This window comes from Ruegeria sp. HKCCD7296, assembly GCF_013110775.1.
GTDB lineage: Bacteria > Pseudomonadota > Alphaproteobacteria > Rhodobacterales > Rhodobacteraceae > Ruegeria.
Genome location: NZ_WVRF01000013.1, coordinates 50,177 through 68,755, shown reverse-complemented (window position 1 = coordinate 68,755; position 18,579 = coordinate 50,177). Strand labels below are relative to the sequence as shown.

The 18,579-nt window shown below is 56.9% G+C and carries 18 protein-coding genes; 9 read left to right on the top strand and 9 right to left on the bottom strand.

Features of this window, described 5'->3' with window-relative positions:
- Positions 1-10 precede the first annotated feature (10 nt).
- Complete coding sequence (gene xylA, locus GS632_RS16415; protein ID WP_216601824.1) at positions 11-1,315, top strand: xylose isomerase; 1,305 nt, start codon at positions 11-13, stop codon at positions 1,313-1,315.
- A gap of 44 nt (positions 1,316-1,359) precedes the next feature.
- Here xylA and GS632_RS16410 read toward each other — a convergent pair whose 3' ends face one another.
- Positions 1,360-1,785, bottom strand: coding sequence for a VOC family protein (locus GS632_RS16410; protein ID WP_171237330.1), 426 nt, complete (start codon positions 1,783-1,785; stop codon positions 1,360-1,362).
- A 191-nt stretch (positions 1,786-1,976) separates the two neighbouring features.
- Between GS632_RS16410 and GS632_RS16405 the strand changes: the two genes are divergently transcribed.
- Positions 1,977-3,380, top strand: coding sequence for an MATE family efflux transporter (locus GS632_RS16405; RefSeq protein ID WP_253284494.1), 1,404 nt, complete (start codon positions 1,977-1,979; stop codon positions 3,378-3,380).
- A 9-nt stretch (positions 3,381-3,389) separates the two neighbouring features.
- Here the strand turns inward: GS632_RS16405 and GS632_RS16400 are convergent, their stop codons facing one another.
- From GS632_RS16400 to GS632_RS16365, 8 genes are all read right to left on the bottom strand, one after another.
- Positions 3,390-4,487, bottom strand: a complete 1,098-nt coding sequence (locus tag GS632_RS16400) for a M56 family metallopeptidase (RefSeq protein WP_171722210.1) — start codon at positions 4,485-4,487, stop codon at positions 3,390-3,392.
- The gene (locus tag GS632_RS16395; RefSeq protein ID WP_171174919.1) at positions 4,474-4,869 is read right to left on the bottom strand and encodes a BlaI/MecI/CopY family transcriptional regulator; all 396 of its coding nucleotides are present in this window, start codon (positions 4,867-4,869) and stop codon (positions 4,474-4,476) included. Before GS632_RS16395 ends, GS632_RS16400 begins: the two co-directional genes overlap by 14 nt.
- Positions 4,870-4,934: 65 nt before the next feature.
- The gene (locus GS632_RS16390; RefSeq protein WP_171174917.1) at positions 4,935-5,336 is read right to left on the bottom strand and encodes a DUF2160 domain-containing protein; all 402 of its coding nucleotides are present in this window, start codon (positions 5,334-5,336) and stop codon (positions 4,935-4,937) included.
- 8 nt (positions 5,337-5,344) lie between these two features.
- Positions 5,345-6,142 (bottom strand): carbohydrate ABC transporter permease, encoded by a 798-nt coding sequence (locus tag GS632_RS16385; RefSeq protein WP_171236423.1) that lies wholly within the window; start codon positions 6,140-6,142, stop codon positions 5,345-5,347.
- Positions 6,139-7,002: a carbohydrate ABC transporter permease gene (locus tag GS632_RS16380; protein WP_171089183.1), complete on the bottom strand. Its 864-nt coding sequence runs from the start codon at positions 7,000-7,002 to the stop codon at positions 6,139-6,141. The genes GS632_RS16385 and GS632_RS16380 overlap by 4 nt, the downstream gene beginning before the upstream one ends.
- The gene (locus tag GS632_RS16375; RefSeq protein WP_171237332.1) at positions 6,999-8,075 is read right to left on the bottom strand and encodes an ABC transporter ATP-binding protein; all 1,077 of its coding nucleotides are present in this window, start codon (positions 8,073-8,075) and stop codon (positions 6,999-7,001) included. Before GS632_RS16375 ends, GS632_RS16380 begins: the two co-directional genes overlap by 4 nt.
- Before the next feature lies 1 nt (position 8,076).
- Positions 8,077-9,126, bottom strand: coding sequence for an ABC transporter ATP-binding protein (locus GS632_RS16370; protein ID WP_171237333.1), 1,050 nt, complete (start codon positions 9,124-9,126; stop codon positions 8,077-8,079).
- A gap of 81 nt (positions 9,127-9,207) precedes the next feature.
- Positions 9,208-10,947: an ABC transporter substrate-binding protein gene (locus tag GS632_RS16365; protein ID WP_171237334.1), complete on the bottom strand. Its 1,740-nt coding sequence runs from the start codon at positions 10,945-10,947 to the stop codon at positions 9,208-9,210.
- Between the two features lie 244 nt (positions 10,948-11,191).
- Between GS632_RS16365 and GS632_RS16360 the strand changes: the two genes are divergently transcribed.
- Genes GS632_RS16360 through GS632_RS16330 form a run of 7 tightly spaced genes read left to right on the top strand, consistent with a single transcriptional unit; the run spans position 11,192 to position 18,578 of the window.
- Positions 11,192-12,553 (top strand): V-type ATP synthase subunit B, encoded by a 1,362-nt coding sequence (locus GS632_RS16360; protein WP_171174905.1) that lies wholly within the window; start codon positions 11,192-11,194, stop codon positions 12,551-12,553.
- Positions 12,531-13,136: a V-type ATP synthase subunit D gene (locus tag GS632_RS16355; RefSeq protein ID WP_171237335.1), complete on the top strand. Its 606-nt coding sequence runs from the start codon at positions 12,531-12,533 to the stop codon at positions 13,134-13,136. Before GS632_RS16360 ends, GS632_RS16355 begins: the two co-directional genes overlap by 23 nt.
- Positions 13,133-14,929 (top strand): V-type ATP synthase subunit I, encoded by a 1,797-nt coding sequence (locus tag GS632_RS16350; protein WP_171174901.1) that lies wholly within the window; start codon positions 13,133-13,135, stop codon positions 14,927-14,929. Before GS632_RS16355 ends, GS632_RS16350 begins: the two co-directional genes overlap by 4 nt.
- Entirely contained in the window at positions 14,926-15,369 is a 444-nt protein-coding gene (locus tag GS632_RS16345) for an ATP synthase subunit C (protein ID WP_171089197.1), read from the top strand. Before GS632_RS16350 ends, GS632_RS16345 begins: the two co-directional genes overlap by 4 nt.
- Complete coding sequence (locus tag GS632_RS16340) at positions 15,369-16,046, top strand: hypothetical protein (protein WP_171237336.1); 678 nt, start codon at positions 15,369-15,371, stop codon at positions 16,044-16,046. Before GS632_RS16345 ends, GS632_RS16340 begins: the two co-directional genes overlap by 1 nt.
- Complete coding sequence (locus GS632_RS16335) at positions 16,018-16,740, top strand: hypothetical protein (protein ID WP_171237337.1); 723 nt, start codon at positions 16,018-16,020, stop codon at positions 16,738-16,740. The genes GS632_RS16340 and GS632_RS16335 overlap by 29 nt, the downstream gene beginning before the upstream one ends.
- Positions 16,737-18,578: a V-type ATP synthase subunit A gene (locus tag GS632_RS16330; protein WP_171237338.1), complete on the top strand. Its 1,842-nt coding sequence runs from the start codon at positions 16,737-16,739 to the stop codon at positions 18,576-18,578. Before GS632_RS16335 ends, GS632_RS16330 begins: the two co-directional genes overlap by 4 nt.
- Position 18,579: the final 1 nt, after the last annotated feature.

Below are 18,579 nucleotides of genomic sequence, written 5' to 3'. Positions count from 1 at the left end.
AAACGAGATGATGAGCGGTTTCTTTCAAGGGATCGAGCAGGTCCAATTCGAGGGCGAGGGCAGTAAGAACCCGCTCGCATTCCGTCACTACAACCCGGACGAGATCGTCATGGGCAAACGCATGGAGGATCACTTGCGTTTTGCCGTGGCGTGGTGGCACTCGTTCGCGTGGGAAGGGGGGGATCCGTTTGGAGGCCCCACTTTCGAGCGCCCCTGGCACCCGCAGGACGACATGGGGCGGGCCAAGATGAAGGCCGATGTGGCCTTTGAGATGTTTCAGATCCTGGGGCAGCCTTACTTGTGCTGGCATGATGCGGACATTCGCCCCGAGCAGGGGAACTTCGCGGACAATCTGCGCACGTTGAACGAGATCACCGACTATATCGGTGAAAAGATGCAGGTGTCAGGCACCAAGCTGCTGTGGGGCACGGCTAATATGTTCAGTCATCGCCGCTGGATGGGCGGTGCCAGCACCAACCCTGATCCCGATGTCTATGCTTTTGCTGCGGCCACGGTGAAATCCTGCCTGGACGCCACCCACAAGCTGGGCGGCGAGAACTATGTGCTTTGGGGCGGACGCGAAGGGTATGAGACTCTGCTCAACACTGACATGAAGACCGAGCTGGATCATATGGGCCGGTTCCTGAACATGGTGGTCGAGTACAAGCACAAGATCGGGTTCAAAGGCGCGATCCTTGTTGAGCCCAAGCCGCAGGAACCGTCAAAGCACCAGTATGATTTTGACGCGGCCACCTGCATCGGTTTCTTGCGTAAGTATGGGCTTGAGGATGAGGTCAAACTGAACCTTGAACAGGGGCACGCGATCCTTGCGGGGCATAGCTTTGAGCACGAGATCGCCGTGGCCGCAGCCGAAGGGATGCTGGGGTCCATCGATATGAACCGGAACGACTATCAATCGGGTTGGGACACGGATCAGTTCCCTAACAACACGCCCGAAGTCGCGCTGGCCTATTACCACATCCTGAAAGCGGGCGGGTTCACCACAGGTGGCACCAATTTCGACGCCAAGCTGCGCAGACAATCCATCGACGCCGAAGATCTGATTGCCGCGCATGTGGGCGGGATGGACATCTGCGCCCGGGGCCTGAAAGCAGCGGCTGCAATGCTTGAAGATGGCGGTTTGGAGCAGGCGCTGGCTGACCGCTACGCAGGCTGGAAGACGCCCGAGGCGCAGGCGATGCTGGCTTCGGGCCTGGACGAGATTTCCGAGCGGGTTCTGGCCGAGGGGATCAATCCGCAGCCGAGATCAGGGCGTCAAGAAATACTGGAAAACTACGTCAACAGATTTGTCTGAGGGCCAGGGTCCGGGAGAGGGCGGTTGGTTCCGCCCTTTACGGATCAGTCGTCCTGAACGACCTGCTGATGGACTTCGATCACATTGCCTTCGGGGTCGTGAAAGAACACCTGATGCCACTCTTTCGCAAATGTAGTCCCATAGTCTGAATAGGGGATGCCGCGTTCGTCCAGCAGCTTCAGGAAGGCGGGTAGATCATCGGTGCGAAAGGCGATGTGGCCGCGCTCGACTGGGTTGATCACCCGCCCGTTCTTGAAGGCCACGTCAAAGGCGCGCTGGGCCAAATGCATCTGCATGTTGCCTTCGGTCGCAAAGCGGATTTTGCCGTCATAGCCGCTGTGTTTGTCAGCTTCGGTGCGCGGGAAATTATCCTGCGGGATATCATCCAGCCCCAGCACGTTAGTGTAAAAATCATGCATACGATCAACATCATCAGCCACGAAGTTGATGTGGTGGAATTCCAGTTTCATGCTCTGCCTCACCTCGGACAATTGGTGTTTCGGCAGTTCTAACACGTCCTCATGGGGCTGTAGATGGCAAAACGGGATAGCGGGTTGTGTCGGGTGTTCATCCGCGACCATAAAGATCGGAACGAAACCGTTGACCCGTGGCGGTGATCTGTGATGCTGGCGGGATAACACACCGACCACCACAGGTTAGAATGTCCAACCAATCTCAAACCGAAGCCGTATTCCTGAGCGGCAATCTGATGCGGCATGTCACCCGCATGTCGTTGACGACAAGCATCGGGCTGATGGCAATTTTTGCAGTCGACTTTGTGGACATGGTCTTCATTTCGATGCTGGGCAACGACGCGTTGGCTGCGGCGGTGGGTTACGCTGGAACGCTTTTGTTTTTCACCAACGCGATCAATATCGGCTTGTCGATTTCTGCCGGGGCGCTGGTTGCACGGGAACTTGGGGCGGGGCGGGCCGAACAGGCAAGGCATTATGCGTCCAGTGTGGCGGTGCTGGGTTTGATCGTCGGGTTGGTCGTACCCGTTCTGGTCTTGTTGAACCTTAGCCATCTGTTGTCATTGCTTGGCGCAGAAGGTGAGGTTCTTAGGCTGGCAATGCGCTATGTCTCGATCATCCTGCCGACAATGTGCGTCATGTCGATTGCCATGGCGGCCATGGCCGTGCTGCGCGCTCGTGGCGATGCACGACGGTCGATGATGGCAACGATCTATGGCGGAGTGGTGAATGCCGTTCTGGACCCGATCCTGATCTTTGCTGTGGGGCTGGGGCTGGATGGGGCCGCGATTGCCTCGGTTCTGGCGCGGCTGTGCATGCTGGCGGCGGCGCTGTGGCCCGCGTTGCGGGTTCATCAGGGCTTTGCACGCCCGTCTTTGAAGCAGGTGGCACAGGACTTGCGCCCTGTGCGGGCCATCGCGATTCCTGCCGTTCTGACAAATGTAGCTACGCCCATTGGGAATGCCATCGTTGTGCGGGAAATTGCGCAATACGGAACGGACGCGGTGGCGGGTATGGCCGTCATAGGTCGTCTGCTTCCAGTGGCCTTTTCGGTCATCTTTGCCTTGTCGGGGGCAATAGGGCCAATCATCGGGCAGAATTTCGGAGCTGAGAAATTCGATCGGGTGCGTACGGCCTTTCTGGCCGGAATCAAATTCACGGGGCTTTATGTTCTGGGTATGGCTGCGATTCTGTTTCTCTTGCGGGCGCCGATTGCGGATTTGTTTGCGGCCGAAGGTGAAACTCGGGTTCTCATTTATTTGTTCTGCGGACCTCTGGCGCTGGCATCGTTTTTCAACGGTGTGATTTTTGTTTCGAATGCCAGCTTTAACAATCTTGGGCATCCAGTCTATTCAACTTGGATCAATTGGGGGCGTCACACGGTAGGAACCTGGGTTTTCGCAACCATCGGATCAAATCTCGCGGGGGCGTCCGGTGTTCTGTTGGGACAAGCTTTTGGCGGCGTCATTTTCGCCTTAATCAGCTGGGTCATGGTTGAGCGCGTGGTTGGCCGACTAAGACGTTCGCTCGCGCCCGAACCATTTGTGGATCAGGGCCGGATTCATTCCCTGTTTGGGCGCCGCGGCTGGTAACGCATCGCATCAGTTGCCCTGATTGCGTGCCTCAAGACGTTCCAGATTGACCACGGTCGACAGCATAAGACGGTCATGGCTCCAGTCTTGTGTTTGCTGGATCGAAGCCGCCCCAAGCGCCAGAAGGGTGGCGAACGTCAGTGACATGCCAAGAAACACCGCTGGCAAAGGCGTCTCGGCGGGCTGTGCATCGGTCAATGCAATCACGCGCTGACGCAGTACGCGTTTGGCTTTTCCACCGGTCACAAAGGCAACGTTTAAGACGCGTGGATTTCTCGTTGAAAGAGTGCGCGCGCAATAGTCCAGAAGACACGTGGTATATTCGCGCGCATCGATCCTTTTGCGCGCAACAACGGATTGGTCACATGCCAGTTCACGCAAGCGGCCGAATTGGTACTTGAGCATCAGGTATGCCGGGTTCCAGAACAGCAGAGGGCGCAGAAGCTCAAAGCCGAGTTCCCATTCCACATCGCCCGCGCGAATGTGCTGAAACTCATGGGCCAGCGCAAAGCGCAATTCGCGCGGTGTGTCCAGAAGATGGCTGGGCAGAACGACATGACGGCGGCGCAGCCCGCGCACCGCGAACGGCACGGTAATGCGATCCGAAAGGCGGATATCCACCTTTGCTGATTGCCGCCAAAGGAAGCTGGACCTGACCGTTTGGCGGATCATCACGGCGTCCCGTAAAGCTCGAATGGCATATACAGCCGCAGCGACAGCGAACAGGGCGGCGAGTGAGATGAAAACGGGCTGCTGTCCTGACAAAGCAAGATCGACCCATCTTTCACGTGTATTCAGCAGGGCCTCGAACTGCACGGCAGGCATGGCGATATCACCGCGCAGATAAGCGGCAACCGCTATGTCGCCAAGGGCGACGGCGCTCCCCGGCCATGCGTGAGCGGCCAAAGACGACACACCCAACGCTAGAAAAGGGCTGATCAGAATACAAATGCACAGAACCTTGAGTGCGCGCAGCTGTGCGACATAGCCATGGCGCAGAGTCGTGCGGGTCAGGGCGACGCGTGCCATCAACCAGATGGCCGCCGACAATGCCAGCACTATGTTGAGTTCGATATATGCGTCGAGAACCGGTCTAACCGCTGTCATTTTGCAGTCTCCTCTCTACCAGCGCTCGAATGTCCTCCAGGTCGGCTTCGCTCAGTCCGGCATCATCGACGAGCCGTGCCACCAGTGTGGCTGGGGTGTCGTCGAACAGAGTGCGGGACAGGTTTTGCAGCGAACGGGCCTGATATCTGTCCTTTTCCAAAAGCGGCGTATAGATCAGGGTTTTTCCTGACTTGCGGCTTTCCACAAAACCCTTTTCATCCAGAATACGCAGGATCGTGGCACCAGACGTATAGGCCAGATTGCGTTCTGAGGGCAGGCGGTCCAGGACATCGCGCACCGAGCCTTCCCCGAGAGCCCAGAGCTCGTTCATGAACTCCAGTTCGACCTCGGTCAGCAGATTAGTCGTCTTTTTCTTTCGCATCGATCTCGGTGTCGTCATGGTTCGTATGCCTGACAGACAAGCATCCTTTCGCTGTTTCGCAAAGCTTAAACTTTCCAGAAGACGAAGATACCCCAGCCGATCGACAGGAAAAGTGGCGTCCAGACAGGTTGTCCGACAATTCCCAGCCAGGCGAGGAAGATATAGGCCGAGCCGAGAAGCGTGATGAACAGCCTGTCGCCCAATGTGGTCGTCAATCCCAGCACGCCACGCCGTTCGATCCCATCGCGGTACTTGAACCCTTCGAGCAAGCCAATCAGGGCGATTGCCGAAAAGATACCGACGAACAGGGCCAGAGTTGCTGGCGTCCATGCCATCCAGAAATCGGGCCAAAGGGGATCGGTCCAGGAAAACCCCTTTTCTTCTTGCTGGCCGACATTGCCCCAACCCGCTTGCTGAGCGACAGCCATGGTGGGCAGGAAGGGGAGGGTGAATAGTAGTTTACGCATATCGAACCTCACACTCGGCCCATCGCGAAACCGCGCGCGATGTAGTTGCGGACAAACCAGATGACGATGGCACCGGGTATGATGGTCAGCGTCCCGGCGGCAGCCAGTAGGCCCAGCTCATACCCCGCGCTTGATGCGGTGCGGGTCATCACGGCGGCGATGGGTTTGGCTTCGACTGCAGTCAGGGTTTTCGCCAGCAGCATTTCCACCCATGAGAACATGAAGCAGAAGAAGGCTGCGACGCCGACGCCCGCTTTGATGTTGGGCAGGAAGATCGTCACGAAAAAGCGCGGGAAGGAATAGCCATCGACATAGGCCGTCTCATCCAGTTCTTTCGGGATGCCGCGCATGAAGCCTTCCAGAATCCACACTGCCAATGGCACGTTGAACAATGTGTGTGCCAGTGCAACCGCCAGATGGGTGTCGAACAAGCCGATGGAGGAATAGAGCTGGAAGAACGGCAGAGCGAACACCGCCGCCGGTGCCATTCGGTTGGTCAGCAGCCAGAAGAACAATTGCTTGTCCCCCAGGAACCGATAGCGAGAGAACGCATAAGCCGCAGGTAGTGCCACACAGACCGAAAGCACCGTGTTGATCGTCACATAGAGGATCGAGTTGATATAGCCCCAATACCACGTCGGATCGGTGAAGATGGTGATGTAATTCTCCAGCGTAAAGGTCTGAGGAAATAGGGAAAAGCCCGACAGAATCTCGTTCGTGGTCTTGAAGGACATCGCCACCAGCCAATAGATCGGCAGCATCAGGAACGCGATATAGAGGATCGGGATCAGGGACCGCTTTTTCATTCCGCGTCATCCTTTGTCATCAGTGTGTAGAAGACCCAAGAGACCAGCAGCGTGATGGCGAAATAGATCAGGCTCATCGCGGCCGCCGGGCCTAGGTCGAACTGACCCAGCGCGATCTTAACAAGGTCGATCGACAGCAAGGTGGTTGAGTTGCCGGGGCCACCGCCGGTCAGGACGAAGGGCTCGGTATAGATGTTGAAACTGTCCATAAAGCGCAGCAGAACGGCGATGGTTAGGACGGTCTTCATCTTGGGCAATTGAATATAGCGGAACACGGACCATGGGCTGGCACCGTCGATCTTGGCTGCCTGATAATAGGCGTCCGGGATTGACACGAGGCCCGCGTAGCACAGCAGCACGACCAGCGAGGTCCAGTGCCAGACATCCATGACAATCACAGTGATCCAGGCCGAGATCGGCTGTTGCGTCATGTCATAGTTGATGCCCAAAACATCATTCAAGAAGTATCCCAGCAGGCCGATCTTGGGCAGGGTAAAGATGTTCCACATCGAGCCGACCACGTTCCATGGGATCAACATGGGCAGCGCCATCAGGACCAGACAGACCGGCACCCAGAACCCTTTGCGGGGCATGGACAGCGCCACGATGATGCCCAGTGGAACCTCAATGATCAGGATCAGGAAGGTGAACAGGAATTGCCGACCGAGGGCCGCTTGGAACCGGTCCGACCGTAGGATTTGTTCAAACCAGCCAAGCCCTTCCCAGAAGAACTGGTTGTTGCCGAAGGTTTCCTGCACCGAGTAATTGACCACCGTCATCATTGGCACCAGCGCGTTGAACGCGACCAGCGCCAGCACTGGCAGGACAAAGAACCAGGCCTTTTGGTTTTCCGTTCTCATTGCGCCCGCTCCTGAGTTGCGATCCAGCCGTCACGGTAGACGCGGGATTGTTCTGGTTTGAATTGCAGAAAGACATGCGAGCCTGGGTTGGGCGCGTTGTGTTCCGCCACCGCCTTTACCGGCGTGTCTCCAACCATGGCGCTGACCACATAGTGGCGACCGATGTCCGCAACTTTGGTCACATGCGCAGGGACGCCTGTTTCGCCAAAGCTGATGTATTCCGGGCGAATACCCAGATCGGTGCGGCCACCTTCGCCCAAGGTGGGACCTTCCAACATGACCTCGTGTCCTTCGAACACCGCGCGGTCACCCTTGGCCTCGCAGGGCAGAACATTCATGCCCGGTGAGCCGATGAAATGGCCGACGAATGTGTGTTGGGGCCGCTCGAACAGCTCGACCGGGGTGCCAATCTGCACGACCTCGCCCTCTTGCATCACGACCACTTCGTCCGCGAAAGTCAGCGCTTCGGTTTGGTCGTGGGTCACGTAAATCATGGTGGCCTTGACGCGTTGGTGCAGCTCTTTCAGCTTGGACCGTAGTTTCCATTTCAGATGCGGGTCAATCACGGTCAGCGGTTCATCAAACATCACCGCGTTCACGTCATCACGGACCAGACCGCGCCCCATCGAGATCTTCTGCTTGTTGTCTGGGCTGAGGCCGCTGGCGCGGGTATTCAGCATATCCGTGACGTCCAGCATCTCGGCAATCTCATCGACGCGGCGCTTGATCGTCGCTGCATCTACGCCCCGATTTTTGAGCGGAAAGGCCAGGTTTTCGCCCACGGTCATCGTGTCGTAGATCACCGGGAACTGGAACACCTGTGCGATGTTGCGCTGATCGGGGGGCAGGGCGGTGACGTCCTGGTCATCAAACAGGATCCGACCTTCCGAGGGGGTAAGAAGGCCGGATATGATGTTCAGCAGCGTGGACTTGCCGCAGCCCGACGGCCCGAGCAGAGCGTATGCCCCACCATCGCGCCAGGTCACATCAATTTCTTTCAGCGCATAATCCTCGGGGCCTTTCGGCGCGGGCATGTAGCTGTGTCGCAGGTTTGAAAGCTTGATCTGTGCCATGTCAGGCCACCCTCTTGCCGTCTTGGCTGAAATACCGGCAATGGGCCGGATTCAGGTAGAAATTGTGATCCTCACCAACCTGATAAGGGTGCACGCCAGCGGCCAGAGAGACCCAGTCATCCGATCCGTGCCGAAAATGCGCACTGGAATCCGAGCCGGACAGTTCTGTCACGATGACGCGGCCTGTCAGTTCGACGTCCGCGTCAGACGTACGGAATGGCGTCACTCTGTGCGGGCGCACGGCAACCATGTAATCGCCGTCAGCCATGTCAGAAACAGCCCAGCCTCCGCCGCCCGCCAGTTGCGCCTGAGCGCCCGAAACTGTGATGCTGGCCACGTTTATCGGCGGGTCAGAAAAGACGCGCGCGGCGGCGATGTTTTCAGGGTTGCGGTAAATGTCTGCGGTCGGTCCGAATTGAGTCACGCGACCATCTTCCATCAAGGCCGTGTAGCCGCCCAGCAAAAGAGCCTCTTCGGGTTCCGAGGTGGCGTAAACCACCACTGCGCCGCGTCCAGCGAACAGGTCCGGCAGCTGTTCGCGCAGTTCCTCGCGCAGTTTGTAATCCAGGTTCGCCAGCGGTTCATCCAGGAAGACCGCACGACTTTCTTTCGCGATGGCCCGAGCCAGCGCAGTACGTTGCTGTTGGCCTCCCGACAGCTCATGCGGGCGGCGGTGTAACATGGGGCGTAATTGAAGCAGATCGGCGGCCTCTTCCACGCGGCCCTCGATTTCGGACTTTACCATGCCAGCTACGCGCAAGGGCGAGGCGATGTTGTCAAAAACGGTCATGTGGGGGTAGTTCACGAAGAATTGGTGCACCAGGCTGATCTGTCGCTTTTGCGTGTTCAGCCGAGTCACGTCCTGCCCATCCATAAGGACCTTGCCCGAGGCGATCGGGTCCAGCCCGGCCATCATCTTGATCAGAGAGGTTTTGCCCGATCCGGTCGCTCCCAACAGAACGTTGAAGTGACCTGTATGAAGCTTCAGGTTTGTGGGCTTGATATGGATGACGTTGCCGACCCTTTTGGTCGCGTCTTGAAGTTCGATCATGTCCGTGAGTTCCGGTCCTTCAGTGCATCGCACTGGCCTTGGGATGGGGATGCCGCATACGGCATCCCCGATTGCTTTGGCTTACTGAGACTGCCAGCGCTGAACCAGCTCGTCATAGTTGACGGTCTGGCCCTGTGGCTTTTCGTTCTCAAGCTTGGCTTTGGGCGAACCTGCTTTTTCCAACCAGAAGGACGCATCCTGCGGTTCATTCAAGCGGGGGCCACAGCCACCGTAGACACCGGCGCTTTCATCCGCGGCCTGCATACGGGCCATGGTGATGTCCATCTCTTCGGCCAGACGGTCCATCGCCTCTTGCGGGGTAAAGGCACCTGAGTTCACGTCACCAATCTGCTGCCACCAAATCTGGGCCAGTTTCGGATAGTCCGGAACGTTGATGCCGGTCGGCGACCACGCCACACGGTCAGGCGAGCGATAGAACTCGACCAAACCACCCAGTTTGGGTGCGCGTTCGGTGAACGACTCGTGGTTGACCGAGCTGTCGCGGATGAAGGTCAGACCCACATGGGACTTCTTCACGTCAACAGTCTTGGACGTCACGAACTGAGCGTACAGCCACGCAGCCTGAGCACGATCCGAGGGGGTCGATTTCAGGAAGGTCCACGAACCCACGTCTTGGTATCCAACCTTCTGGCCTTCTTCCCAATAGGGGCCATGCGGGCTGGGCGCCATCCGCCACAGCGGTGTGCCTTCGTCATCCACGGTGTTGTTGCCTTCGGACTTCGGCTTCACCATGTCAGCAGTAAAGGCGGTATACCAGAAGATCTGCTGCGCCACGTTGCCTTGGCTGAGCGCAGGCAGCGACTGGTAGAAGTCATAAGACGCCGCACCCGGAGGCGCGTAGGCCCGCAACCACTCATCCCATTTTCGGATCGCATAGACCGCAGCCGGACCGTTTGCTGCACCACCGCGCGATACGGATGCGCCAACAGGGTTACAGGTGCCCGCTTCCATGCGGATGCCCCATTCATCGACCGGAACACCGTTCGGCTCGCCCACGTCACCGGCACCAGCCATCGACAGCCAGGCGTCAGTCATACGCCAGCCAAGGTCAGGCGCGCGCTTGCCATAGTCCATGTGGCCATAGATCGTGACGCCGTCGACTTCCTTCACGTCATTGGTGAAGAATTCGGCGATATCCTCATAGGCTGACCAGTTGACCGGAACACCCAGATCATAGCCGTACTTTTCTTTGAACGCGGCCTTGTTGGCTTCGTCATCGAACCAGTCCTTGCGGAACCAGTAAAGGTTCGCAAACTGCTGATCGGGCAACTGATACAGCTTGCCGTCGGGACCGGTGGTGAACTGAATGCCCATGAAGTCATCCAGGTCCAGCGTCGGCGAGGTTGTCGCCGCCCAATCGCCGCCCATCATGTCGGTCAGCGGATAGGCCAGTTGCAGACGCGAATGCGTACCGATCAGGTCACTGTCGTTGACATAGCCGTCATACAGGTTCCGGCCCGTCTGCATCTGAGTCTGAACAGCCTGAACCACTTCACCTTCACCCAGGATTTGGTGGTTGACCTTGATGCCGGTGATTTCTTCGAACGCCTTGGTCAGAACCTCGGATTCGTAAGAATGGGTCGGGATGCCCTCGGACAGGACATTGATTTCCATGCCAGCATAGGGTTGTGCAGCTTCGATGAACCACTGCATCTCTGCCATCTGTTCGTCTTTCGACAAGGTCGATGGCTGGAATTCGTCGTCGATCCAACGTTGCGCTGCGGCTTCGTCGGCCCAAACGGGACCGTGCCCCGCAATGACGGCAGCCGCCGCCACTGCGGAAAGTAGATGTCTCCGCATCTGTCTCCTCCCAAAGATTATGGTTTCCGGCGGTAACCGGATGCCGGACAGCATCAGCGATTTTTTGCGTACCTGTCAAACTAAATTTTTAGTAATTGACGCCCGGGCATCTTTGGATGGGTGATGTTGAACTCATTTGCTAATTTGTGAATTCGTTGTAAGCTAATGCCGTTATTGCAAAAAATTGCCGGTGAACAACGCCGCGAGTTTAACAGAAAACAACTTGGATCAGCGAGGGTAGATGATGTCCCGAAGCTTGTTGAAATACACCCGAGTTCTGGAAATTGTAGGCGACACGATCAAAGTTCGGGTGCCGGTTGAGGGCGAAGGAAACCCTGCTGTTCGATACAACGACCTCGCCGTCATTGAAACTGTAGATGGCCGAAAAACATTGGCCCAGGCGATCTTCATCGACCGGGATGTTGTGACGCTTCAGGTGTTTTCCGGCACCAAGGGGATTTCGACCGAGGCGACGGCGACCTTTCTTGGTCACCCGATGCAGACACCGTATTCGGCCAATATTCTGGGGCGGGTCTTTGATGGCGCAGGGGTGCCGATAGACGGTGGGCCAGATCTGTCTTCCGAGCCCCGAATCGACATTGGCGGACCGACCGTAAACCCGGCTGAGCGCGCCGTTCCCAACAAAATGATCCGCACCGACGTGCCAATGATCGACGTGTTCAACACATTGGTCGAAAGTCAGAAAATCCCGATTTTTTCAGTTTCGGGTGAGCCATTCAACGCGTTCCTCAGCCGAATCGGCATTCAGGCAGATGCGGACATTGTCGTTTTCGGCGGCTTGGGGCTGATCTTTGACGATTACCACACATTCCGAACTTCGTTCGAGGATGCTGGCGTGTTCTCACGCACTGTGATGTTCGTCAATCAGGCAATGGACCCTTTGGTCGAACGACTGTTGGTCCCTGACATGGCTCTGGCGGTGGCTGAGAAATTTGCGGTGGAAGAGGGCAAGCGCGTTCTCGTTCTGCTGACCGATATGACAGCTTATGCCGACGCGATGAAAGAAGTGGGGATCAGTCAGGAACGCGTGCCGTCCCAGCGGGGCTATATGGGCGATCTCTATTCGCAGCTCGCACGCCGGTACGAAAAGGCGTGCGATTACGCCAAGGGTGGATCGGTCACGGTTCTGACTGTGACAACGATGCCCGGTAATGACGTAACCCACCCGGTCCCCGATAACACCGGCTACATCACTGAAGGCCAGTTCTATCTCCACTCTGGCGTGATTGATCCGTTCGGCAGCCTGTCGCGCCTCAAGCAGAACGTAATCGGCAAGACCACGCGCGAAGATCACGGCCAGATCATGAACACGATGATCCGTTTCTATTCAGAAAGCCGCGATGCCGCGCAAAAGCAGGCGATGGCGTTTGATCTTTCCGACTATGACCATCAATTGCTGAAGTTTGGAGGATTGTTCCGTGCACGGTTCATGAACATCAACGTTTCCATCCCTCTGGAGGAGGCGCTGGACCTGGGCTGGAAGACACTAGCAGAGTGTTTTGCGCCAGAACAATTGTTGATGAAACAGACCCTGATCGACAAGTATTTCCCAAAGGATGCCAATGGCGCGGTTGCAGCTGAATAAATCGTCACTGGCCCGCCAGCAGACGCAGCTGAAAAGCTACGAGCGGTTCCTGCCGTCGCTGGACCTGAAGCGCCAGCAGTTGATGGCCGAACGAGTGAAAGCGCGTGAGGACGTCAAACGCCTTGAGCAAGAGGTGGCGGCCCTAGCGCAGCAGGTGGGTGAAAAGCTTCCCATGCTGGCCCAGCAGGGTATCGATCTGGACGGTCTGGTTGAGCTTAAGTACTACAAGGTCAAAGAGGTCAACGTGGTTGGCGTCAAAATGCCTGACCTTGACCGGATCGAAGTTGTCGTGCGTCCTTATTCCGTGCTTGCCAAACCCCATTGGGTTGATGCCGCCGCGCAGTTGCTACATGACATGATCGAAGCGCGCCTGCGGGTCAAAATCGCCGAGGAGCGCGTGCGCATTTTCGACAAGGCGGTGGCCACGATTACGCAGCGGGTCAACCTGTTCGAAAAGGTTCTGATCCCCCGTGCCAAGGCCAACATCAAGAAGATCCGCATCTATCTGAGTGACGAACAAATGCAGGCGGTCGTGCAGTCAAAAATCTCTAAACGCAAACACGCGCGAGAGGTTTTGACATGAGCGTCGCACGTTTGAAGAAGATGTCTCTGATCGGGCCGGCAGCCCAAAAATCGGACACGCTTGAGGCGCTGCAAGACCTTGGCTGTATGCATGTTCTACCGCTTGTTCCCCCGCCGAATGAACCTGAAAAGATCAGCGAACGTGGTGCAAGAGAAGCGTATAAAGCGTTGCGTTTCCTTGCAGAAGTTCCCGAGCCACGGCGCCAGATCCAGCGAAACCCCGGTTTTGACATGGACGGTTTCGTGAATGAGGTGACTGACCTCATGCAGCGCACTCGGGATACGATGGACCGGCGGGATTTTCTGGCGCATCGTATCGCTCAGGTGCGGCCCTGGGGTGATCTGGACTTCCCGCCAACGGATGTTTTGGCAGGCAATCGGCTGTGGTTCTATCAGTTGCCACTGAAACACCGTGAAGCTCTGTCAGAGGTCAAATTGCCCTGGGCGATTTTGGAAGAAGACCACCGATTTCTTTACGCGGTCCTGATCTCTCCCGACGAGCCCGACGATGACATTCTTCCGATCCCGCGCACGCATGTGGGTTCGTTGCCCATTCACGAGCTTGAGGCGCAACTGGAGGAGGCCGAAATCGCGCTTGAGGCCTTAGAGGCAGAGCGCGTGGCGCAAACCCGCTATCTGACCTTGATGCGCCGGAACCTGTCCGTTGCAGAAAGCGCCGCCGAACTGGCTCATGCAAAGCAGAAAGTACGCGATGAAGAGGCAGTTTTTGCTGTGCAGGGCTGGGTCCCCAAAGACCGTATGGACGCTGTATTGGAATTGGCGAAAGCAAAAGATGCGGCAGTTCTGATCGAAGAACCGGGGCCGGAAGATACCCCGCCCACATTATTGGAACAGCCTGAAAAACGTAGTTCTGCGGTGGACTTGGCGCTGTTTTATCAAGTACCCGGCTATAAGGATTGGGACCCCAGCGTGATCGTCGCAGCCTCGTTCGCGTTCTTCTTCGCAATGATCGTGGCAGATGCTGGATACGGGGTCGTAATCCTGCTGGGCCTTTTGCTGTTCTGGAAGCGTATGGGCGCGACTGCGGGTCAGCGATCGTGGCGTCTTTATGGGCTGACCGTTTCTGGGGCTACAATCCTCTACGGCATCTTGGTCGGCAGTTACTTTGGGGTTTCTCCATCTGCAGGTTCGATCTGGGCAAAGCTCAAGGTGCTGGATTTGAACAATTTCGGCGCAATGATGATGGTGTCGATTGTGGTTGGTGTCTTGCATCTGGTTCTGGCCAACGCATTAGCGGCCCATGCCGCGTGGGGGCAACGCAAGGCGATTGCCAATCTGGGTTGGATTGCTGCCTTGATCGGCGGGTTTGTACTGTGGCTTAGCTATATGAACGGCAAATCGCCTGTGCCGGGGTCGGCGATCCTGATCCTCGGCGTTGCGGCGATTGTCTTGTTTTCCAGTGAGCGGATGATCCAGAAGCCGACAGACTGGATCTGGCGTCTGATCGAGGGCTTGCAAAGCCTAGCAGGGGCGATGGGCGCGTTTGGCGATGTCCTTAGCTATATGCGCCTGTTTGCGCTTGGTCTGGCTTCGGCGTCGCTGGCGATCACGTTCAACGATCTGGCCGTTTCCGTCATGCAGGCGCTGAAAGGGCCGGGCATTCTGTTTGGGCTGCTGATCCTGATCATCGGTCACGTTTTGAACTTCGCGCTCGCCATGATGAGCGGCGTCGTCCACGGCTTACGTCTCAATTACATCGAATTCTTTAAATGGGGTCTGCCGGATGAAGGCATCGTGTTTCGTCCGTTTGCCCGCAAGGAGGTTCAGGAATGAATGAGCTTGTTCTTACACTGGGTTGGCTGGGCATCTATGCGCCTATGGCGTTGGGGGCTGCGGCAAGCGCCATTGGCTGTTCGATTGCGGGGATGGCCAGTATCGGAGCCATGACAGAAACCGAAGGCGGCTACGGGCGTTTCGTCGGCGTTTCGGCCTTTCCGTCCACGATGGTGATCTATGGGATTGTCATCATGTTCACCCTGAACCGCGCCGTGACACCGGAAAACGCAGGCGGATTGTTCGGCATTGGCATTCTGTCGGGCATTGCACTGATGTATTGCGGCATCTGGCAAGGTCGAGCCTGTGCGGCAGCAATCAACGCCACCAAGGAAAAGCCCGAAATTTTTGGCCTCGCGCTCGCACCGGCTGCGATTATCGAAGGCTTTGGTGTTTTTGCCTTTGTGTTCGCCTTGGTCATTAGTGCGGGGATCAGCTGATGGCACAGACCGGAGCAATTTCACATGGCGTTGATGCCCTGATCGACAAGCTGCGCAACGATGGGGTTGCCGCAGGTCAGGCCGAAGCCGAGAAGCTGCGCGAAGACGCCAAGGCCGAGGCCGCGCGCATTCTGGCGGATGCAAAACGCGAAGCCGATGAGTTTAAGAAGAAAGCCCGCACAGAATCTGACAACTACCGTGCAGCGGGTGAAGAAGCGTTGAACACCGCGATGCGGGACGCCGTGTTGACCATGAAGGCCGGTCTGACGGATCGCTTCAAAGAAGACGTTGAACGCCTTGTGACCAAAGAGATGTCCGATCCTGAGCTTCTTAGGCAAATGATACTGGAGGTTGTCGGTCGGGCCAGTGAGGGAGCCAATCTGGACGGCAAGGTTCAGGTCATTTTGCCTACCAAGGTCGCCACGCAGGAAGACATCAAGCAAAACGCGGATGACATTCAATCTGGTCAGCTGACGAAGTATGTTCTTGGACTGACGGCGAAGATGCTGCGCGAGAATGTCGAACTGCATGTGGCAGACGACACCCAAGAAGGCATCCGCGTTCGGGCAGAGGACGAGGGAGTCGTTCTGGACCTGACAGACAAGGCGGTGGCTTCATTGCTAATGGAGCATTTGCAGCCGAGATTCCGTGCCGTTCTGGAAGGGGTCATCCGCTGAGATGTCAGAGCAGGACGCCTATATCGCATTGATGTGCAGTCTTCCGGGATCGGAGCGCTTGTTTGTTGCCAAACAGCCTCCGCTTTCGCGCATCAGGCTCGACCGTCGGTTGACGGCTCTGACAGCGGATGATGCCAAGGTCTTGAATGTTCTTGAGCACACGCTGAGCTGGAGCGCCTATGACATGGATGTCACTGACGTTCAGGCAATCCAGCGCTGTAAACAGGCGTTGATGGACATCCCACAGCCCACCTTACGCAAGCTCTTTATGGAGCGCGTGGAACTCCGCTCGGTTGTTGCAGCACTGCGCCTTAGAAAACGCGGAGAACCCGCGCCTTCAGGCTCGTTCGGCGTCGGACGATGGAGCCGCCACATTCCAGCCTACTGGACCGATCCTACATTTGGGCTGGATACGCCCATGCCGTGGCTGAAAGAGGCGCACCAATTGCTCGAAGACGAAGATCCGCTTGGACTGGAACGTCTGCTTTTGTCGATCAGCCACAAGCAACTCAAACGACATGCAGCCCGCCACATGTTCGATTTTGAGGCGGTCGCGATTTATGTTCTGATCTGGAATATTTTCGACCGCTGGGCGCAAAGCAGCGCCACCGAGGCGGCCAAGCGATTTGAGAAACTGGCGCAACAGGCCATGGCCGATGTCGCCGATATCGATTTTGAGGGAGCAAGCGCATGACAGCCCCAACCTCAGCTAAGCAAACCTCGACTGCACGGGTCGTCTCGGTTCAGGAAGGGCTTGTGCAAATACAAGCCAACCCGGACGCGACCGGTCAGCCAGGCCAATTGGTCAAAAACGAGGTGGTGTTCATCTTGCCATCGCGCCCCAGTCCCGGTGGGCGTCAGGAACGTCTGAAAGCCGAAGTGCTGCGAGTGCGTGGCGATACCGCAGACGTACAGGTCTATGAAAGTACCGACGGCGTGGCTGTTGGCGATCCGGTTGAGCAATCGGGTCAGTTGCTGTCGGTTGAGCTGGGGCCGGGACTATTGGGGCAGGTGTTTGACGGGTTGCAATCGCCTCTGCCCAAAGTGGCCGCCGAATTTGGCACCTTCCTGCCACGCGGTGCAGATGTGGCGCCCTTGGATGAGCTGGCGAAATGGTCCTTTACGCCTTCGGTCAAGGTTGGCGACGCAGTAACTGCTGGGGACAGTATCGGGACAGTGCCCGAGGGACACTTTAGCCACAAGATCTTGCTGCCATTCAATTGGTCCGGTACATACAAGGTGGTCTGGGTACAAAAGGGCGCGGCCACGATCCATGACATTGTCGCGCGCCTTGAAGACGAAAACGGGGGCGAGCATACTCTGACCCTGTCGCAGAAATGGCCGGTTCGACGGCCATTGCCGGAAAACATCCTGAAACGCACCTTGTCCGAGCGCCTGTATCCGACCGAGCCTGTTCTGACTTCACAACGTTTGATCGACACGTTCTTCCCGATTGCCCGCGGCGGAACCGCCTGTATTCCCGGACCGTTCGGGGCAGGCAAGACCGTATTGCAGAACCTGATCGCGCGGAACGCAAAGGTCGATATCGTGATAGTTGTAGCCTGCGGTGAACGTGCGGGTGAGGTGGTGGAAACCATCGAGGAATTCCCGAAGATGACCGATCCGACCACGGGGGGTAGCCTGATGGATCGGACAATTATCATCTGTAATACGTCCTCGATGCCGGTTGCCGCGCGCGAGGCTTCGATCTTCACTGGCATTACGTTGGGCGAATATTACCGGCAGATGGGCTATGACGTATTGCTGATCGCCGACAGCACAAGCCGCTGGGCGCAAGCCATGCGTGAAACCTCGGGCAAGCTTGAGGAAATTCCAGGCGAAGAAGGGTTCCCCGCCTATCTGGAAAGCTCCATCAAAGGGTTGTACGAGCGGGCAGGGGCCCTGAAAACCAACGACGGTGATCTGGGCAGTCTGACGCTGATCGGAACGGTTTCACCTGCGGGCGGTAATTTTGACGAGCCTGTCACGCAATCCACCCTGTCGACGGTCAAGTGCTTCCTCGGCCTGTCGTCCGAGCGTGCCTATAAACGCTTTTATCCGGCGGTTGACCCGATGCTCAGCTGGTCTCGGTACACAGATCAGTTGTCGGATTGGTACGACAAGAATGCCGAACCCGGCTGGACGGGTAAAGTGCGCGACCTGATCGCTCTGATCGAAAAGGGCGAACAGGTTGACCAGATGATGCAGGTCACGGGGGAAGAGGGTGTCACGATCGACGACTTTGTAACACAGCAAAAAGCGCTGTTTGTTGACATGGTCTACTTGCAGCAAGACGCCTTCGACAAGGTCGATGCGACCGTTCCGCTGGAGCGGCAGAAAATGACGTTCAAGCTTATCTATGATGTCACGCAATCCAAAGCGGCCTTCTCGGACAAAGCCGAAGTACGGCAAGTGTTTACGCAGCTGACCGGGTTGATAAAGAACTTCCATTATGCGGCGGAAAACACGCCAGAATACAAATCGATTTGGACCCAGATCAAAGATCTATGCCGCGAAAAATTCGGAACTTAGG

Bases quoted from the DNA above. Each gene is read 5' to 3' on its own strand.
- GS632_RS16400 (WP_171722210.1), bottom strand. From the start codon at position 4,487: ATGACAGCGGTTAGACCGGTTCTCGACGCATATATCGAACTCAACATA.
- GS632_RS16330 (WP_171237338.1), top strand. From the start codon at position 16,737: ATGACAGCCCCAACCTCAGCTAAGCAAACCTCGACTGCACGGGTCGTC.
- GS632_RS16395 (WP_171174919.1), bottom strand. From the start codon at position 4,869: ATGCGAAAGAAAAAGACGACTAATCTGCTGACCGAGGTCGAACTGGAG.
- xylA (WP_216601824.1), top strand. From the start codon at position 11: ATGAGCGGTTTCTTTCAAGGGATCGAGCAGGTCCAATTCGAGGGCGAG.
- GS632_RS16405 (WP_253284494.1), top strand. From the start codon at position 1,977: ATGTCCAACCAATCTCAAACCGAAGCCGTATTCCTGAGCGGCAATCTG.
- GS632_RS16385 (WP_171236423.1), bottom strand. From the start codon at position 6,142: ATGAAAAAGCGGTCCCTGATCCCGATCCTCTATATCGCGTTCCTGATG.
- GS632_RS16410 (WP_171237330.1), bottom strand. From the start codon at position 1,785: ATGAAACTGGAATTCCACCACATCAACTTCGTGGCTGATGATGTTGAT.
- GS632_RS16380 (WP_171089183.1), bottom strand. From the start codon at position 7,002: ATGAGAACGGAAAACCAAAAGGCCTGGTTCTTTGTCCTGCCAGTGCTG.
- GS632_RS16360 (WP_171174905.1), top strand. From the start codon at position 11,192: ATGTCCCGAAGCTTGTTGAAATACACCCGAGTTCTGGAAATTGTAGGC.
- GS632_RS16370 (WP_171237333.1), bottom strand. From the start codon at position 9,126: ATGATCGAACTTCAAGACGCGACCAAAAGGGTCGGCAACGTCATCCAT.
- GS632_RS16390 (WP_171174917.1), bottom strand. From the start codon at position 5,336: ATGCGTAAACTACTATTCACCCTCCCCTTCCTGCCCACCATGGCTGTC.
- GS632_RS16355 (WP_171237335.1), top strand. From the start codon at position 12,531: ATGGCGCGGTTGCAGCTGAATAAATCGTCACTGGCCCGCCAGCAGACG.
- GS632_RS16345 (WP_171089197.1), top strand. From the start codon at position 14,926: ATGAATGAGCTTGTTCTTACACTGGGTTGGCTGGGCATCTATGCGCCT.
- GS632_RS16375 (WP_171237332.1), bottom strand. From the start codon at position 8,075: ATGGCACAGATCAAGCTTTCAAACCTGCGACACAGCTACATGCCCGCG.
- GS632_RS16340 (WP_171237336.1), top strand. From the start codon at position 15,369: ATGGCACAGACCGGAGCAATTTCACATGGCGTTGATGCCCTGATCGAC.
- GS632_RS16350 (WP_171174901.1), top strand. From the start codon at position 13,133: ATGAGCGTCGCACGTTTGAAGAAGATGTCTCTGATCGGGCCGGCAGCC.
- GS632_RS16365 (WP_171237334.1), bottom strand. From the start codon at position 10,947: ATGCGGAGACATCTACTTTCCGCAGTGGCGGCGGCTGCCGTCATTGCG.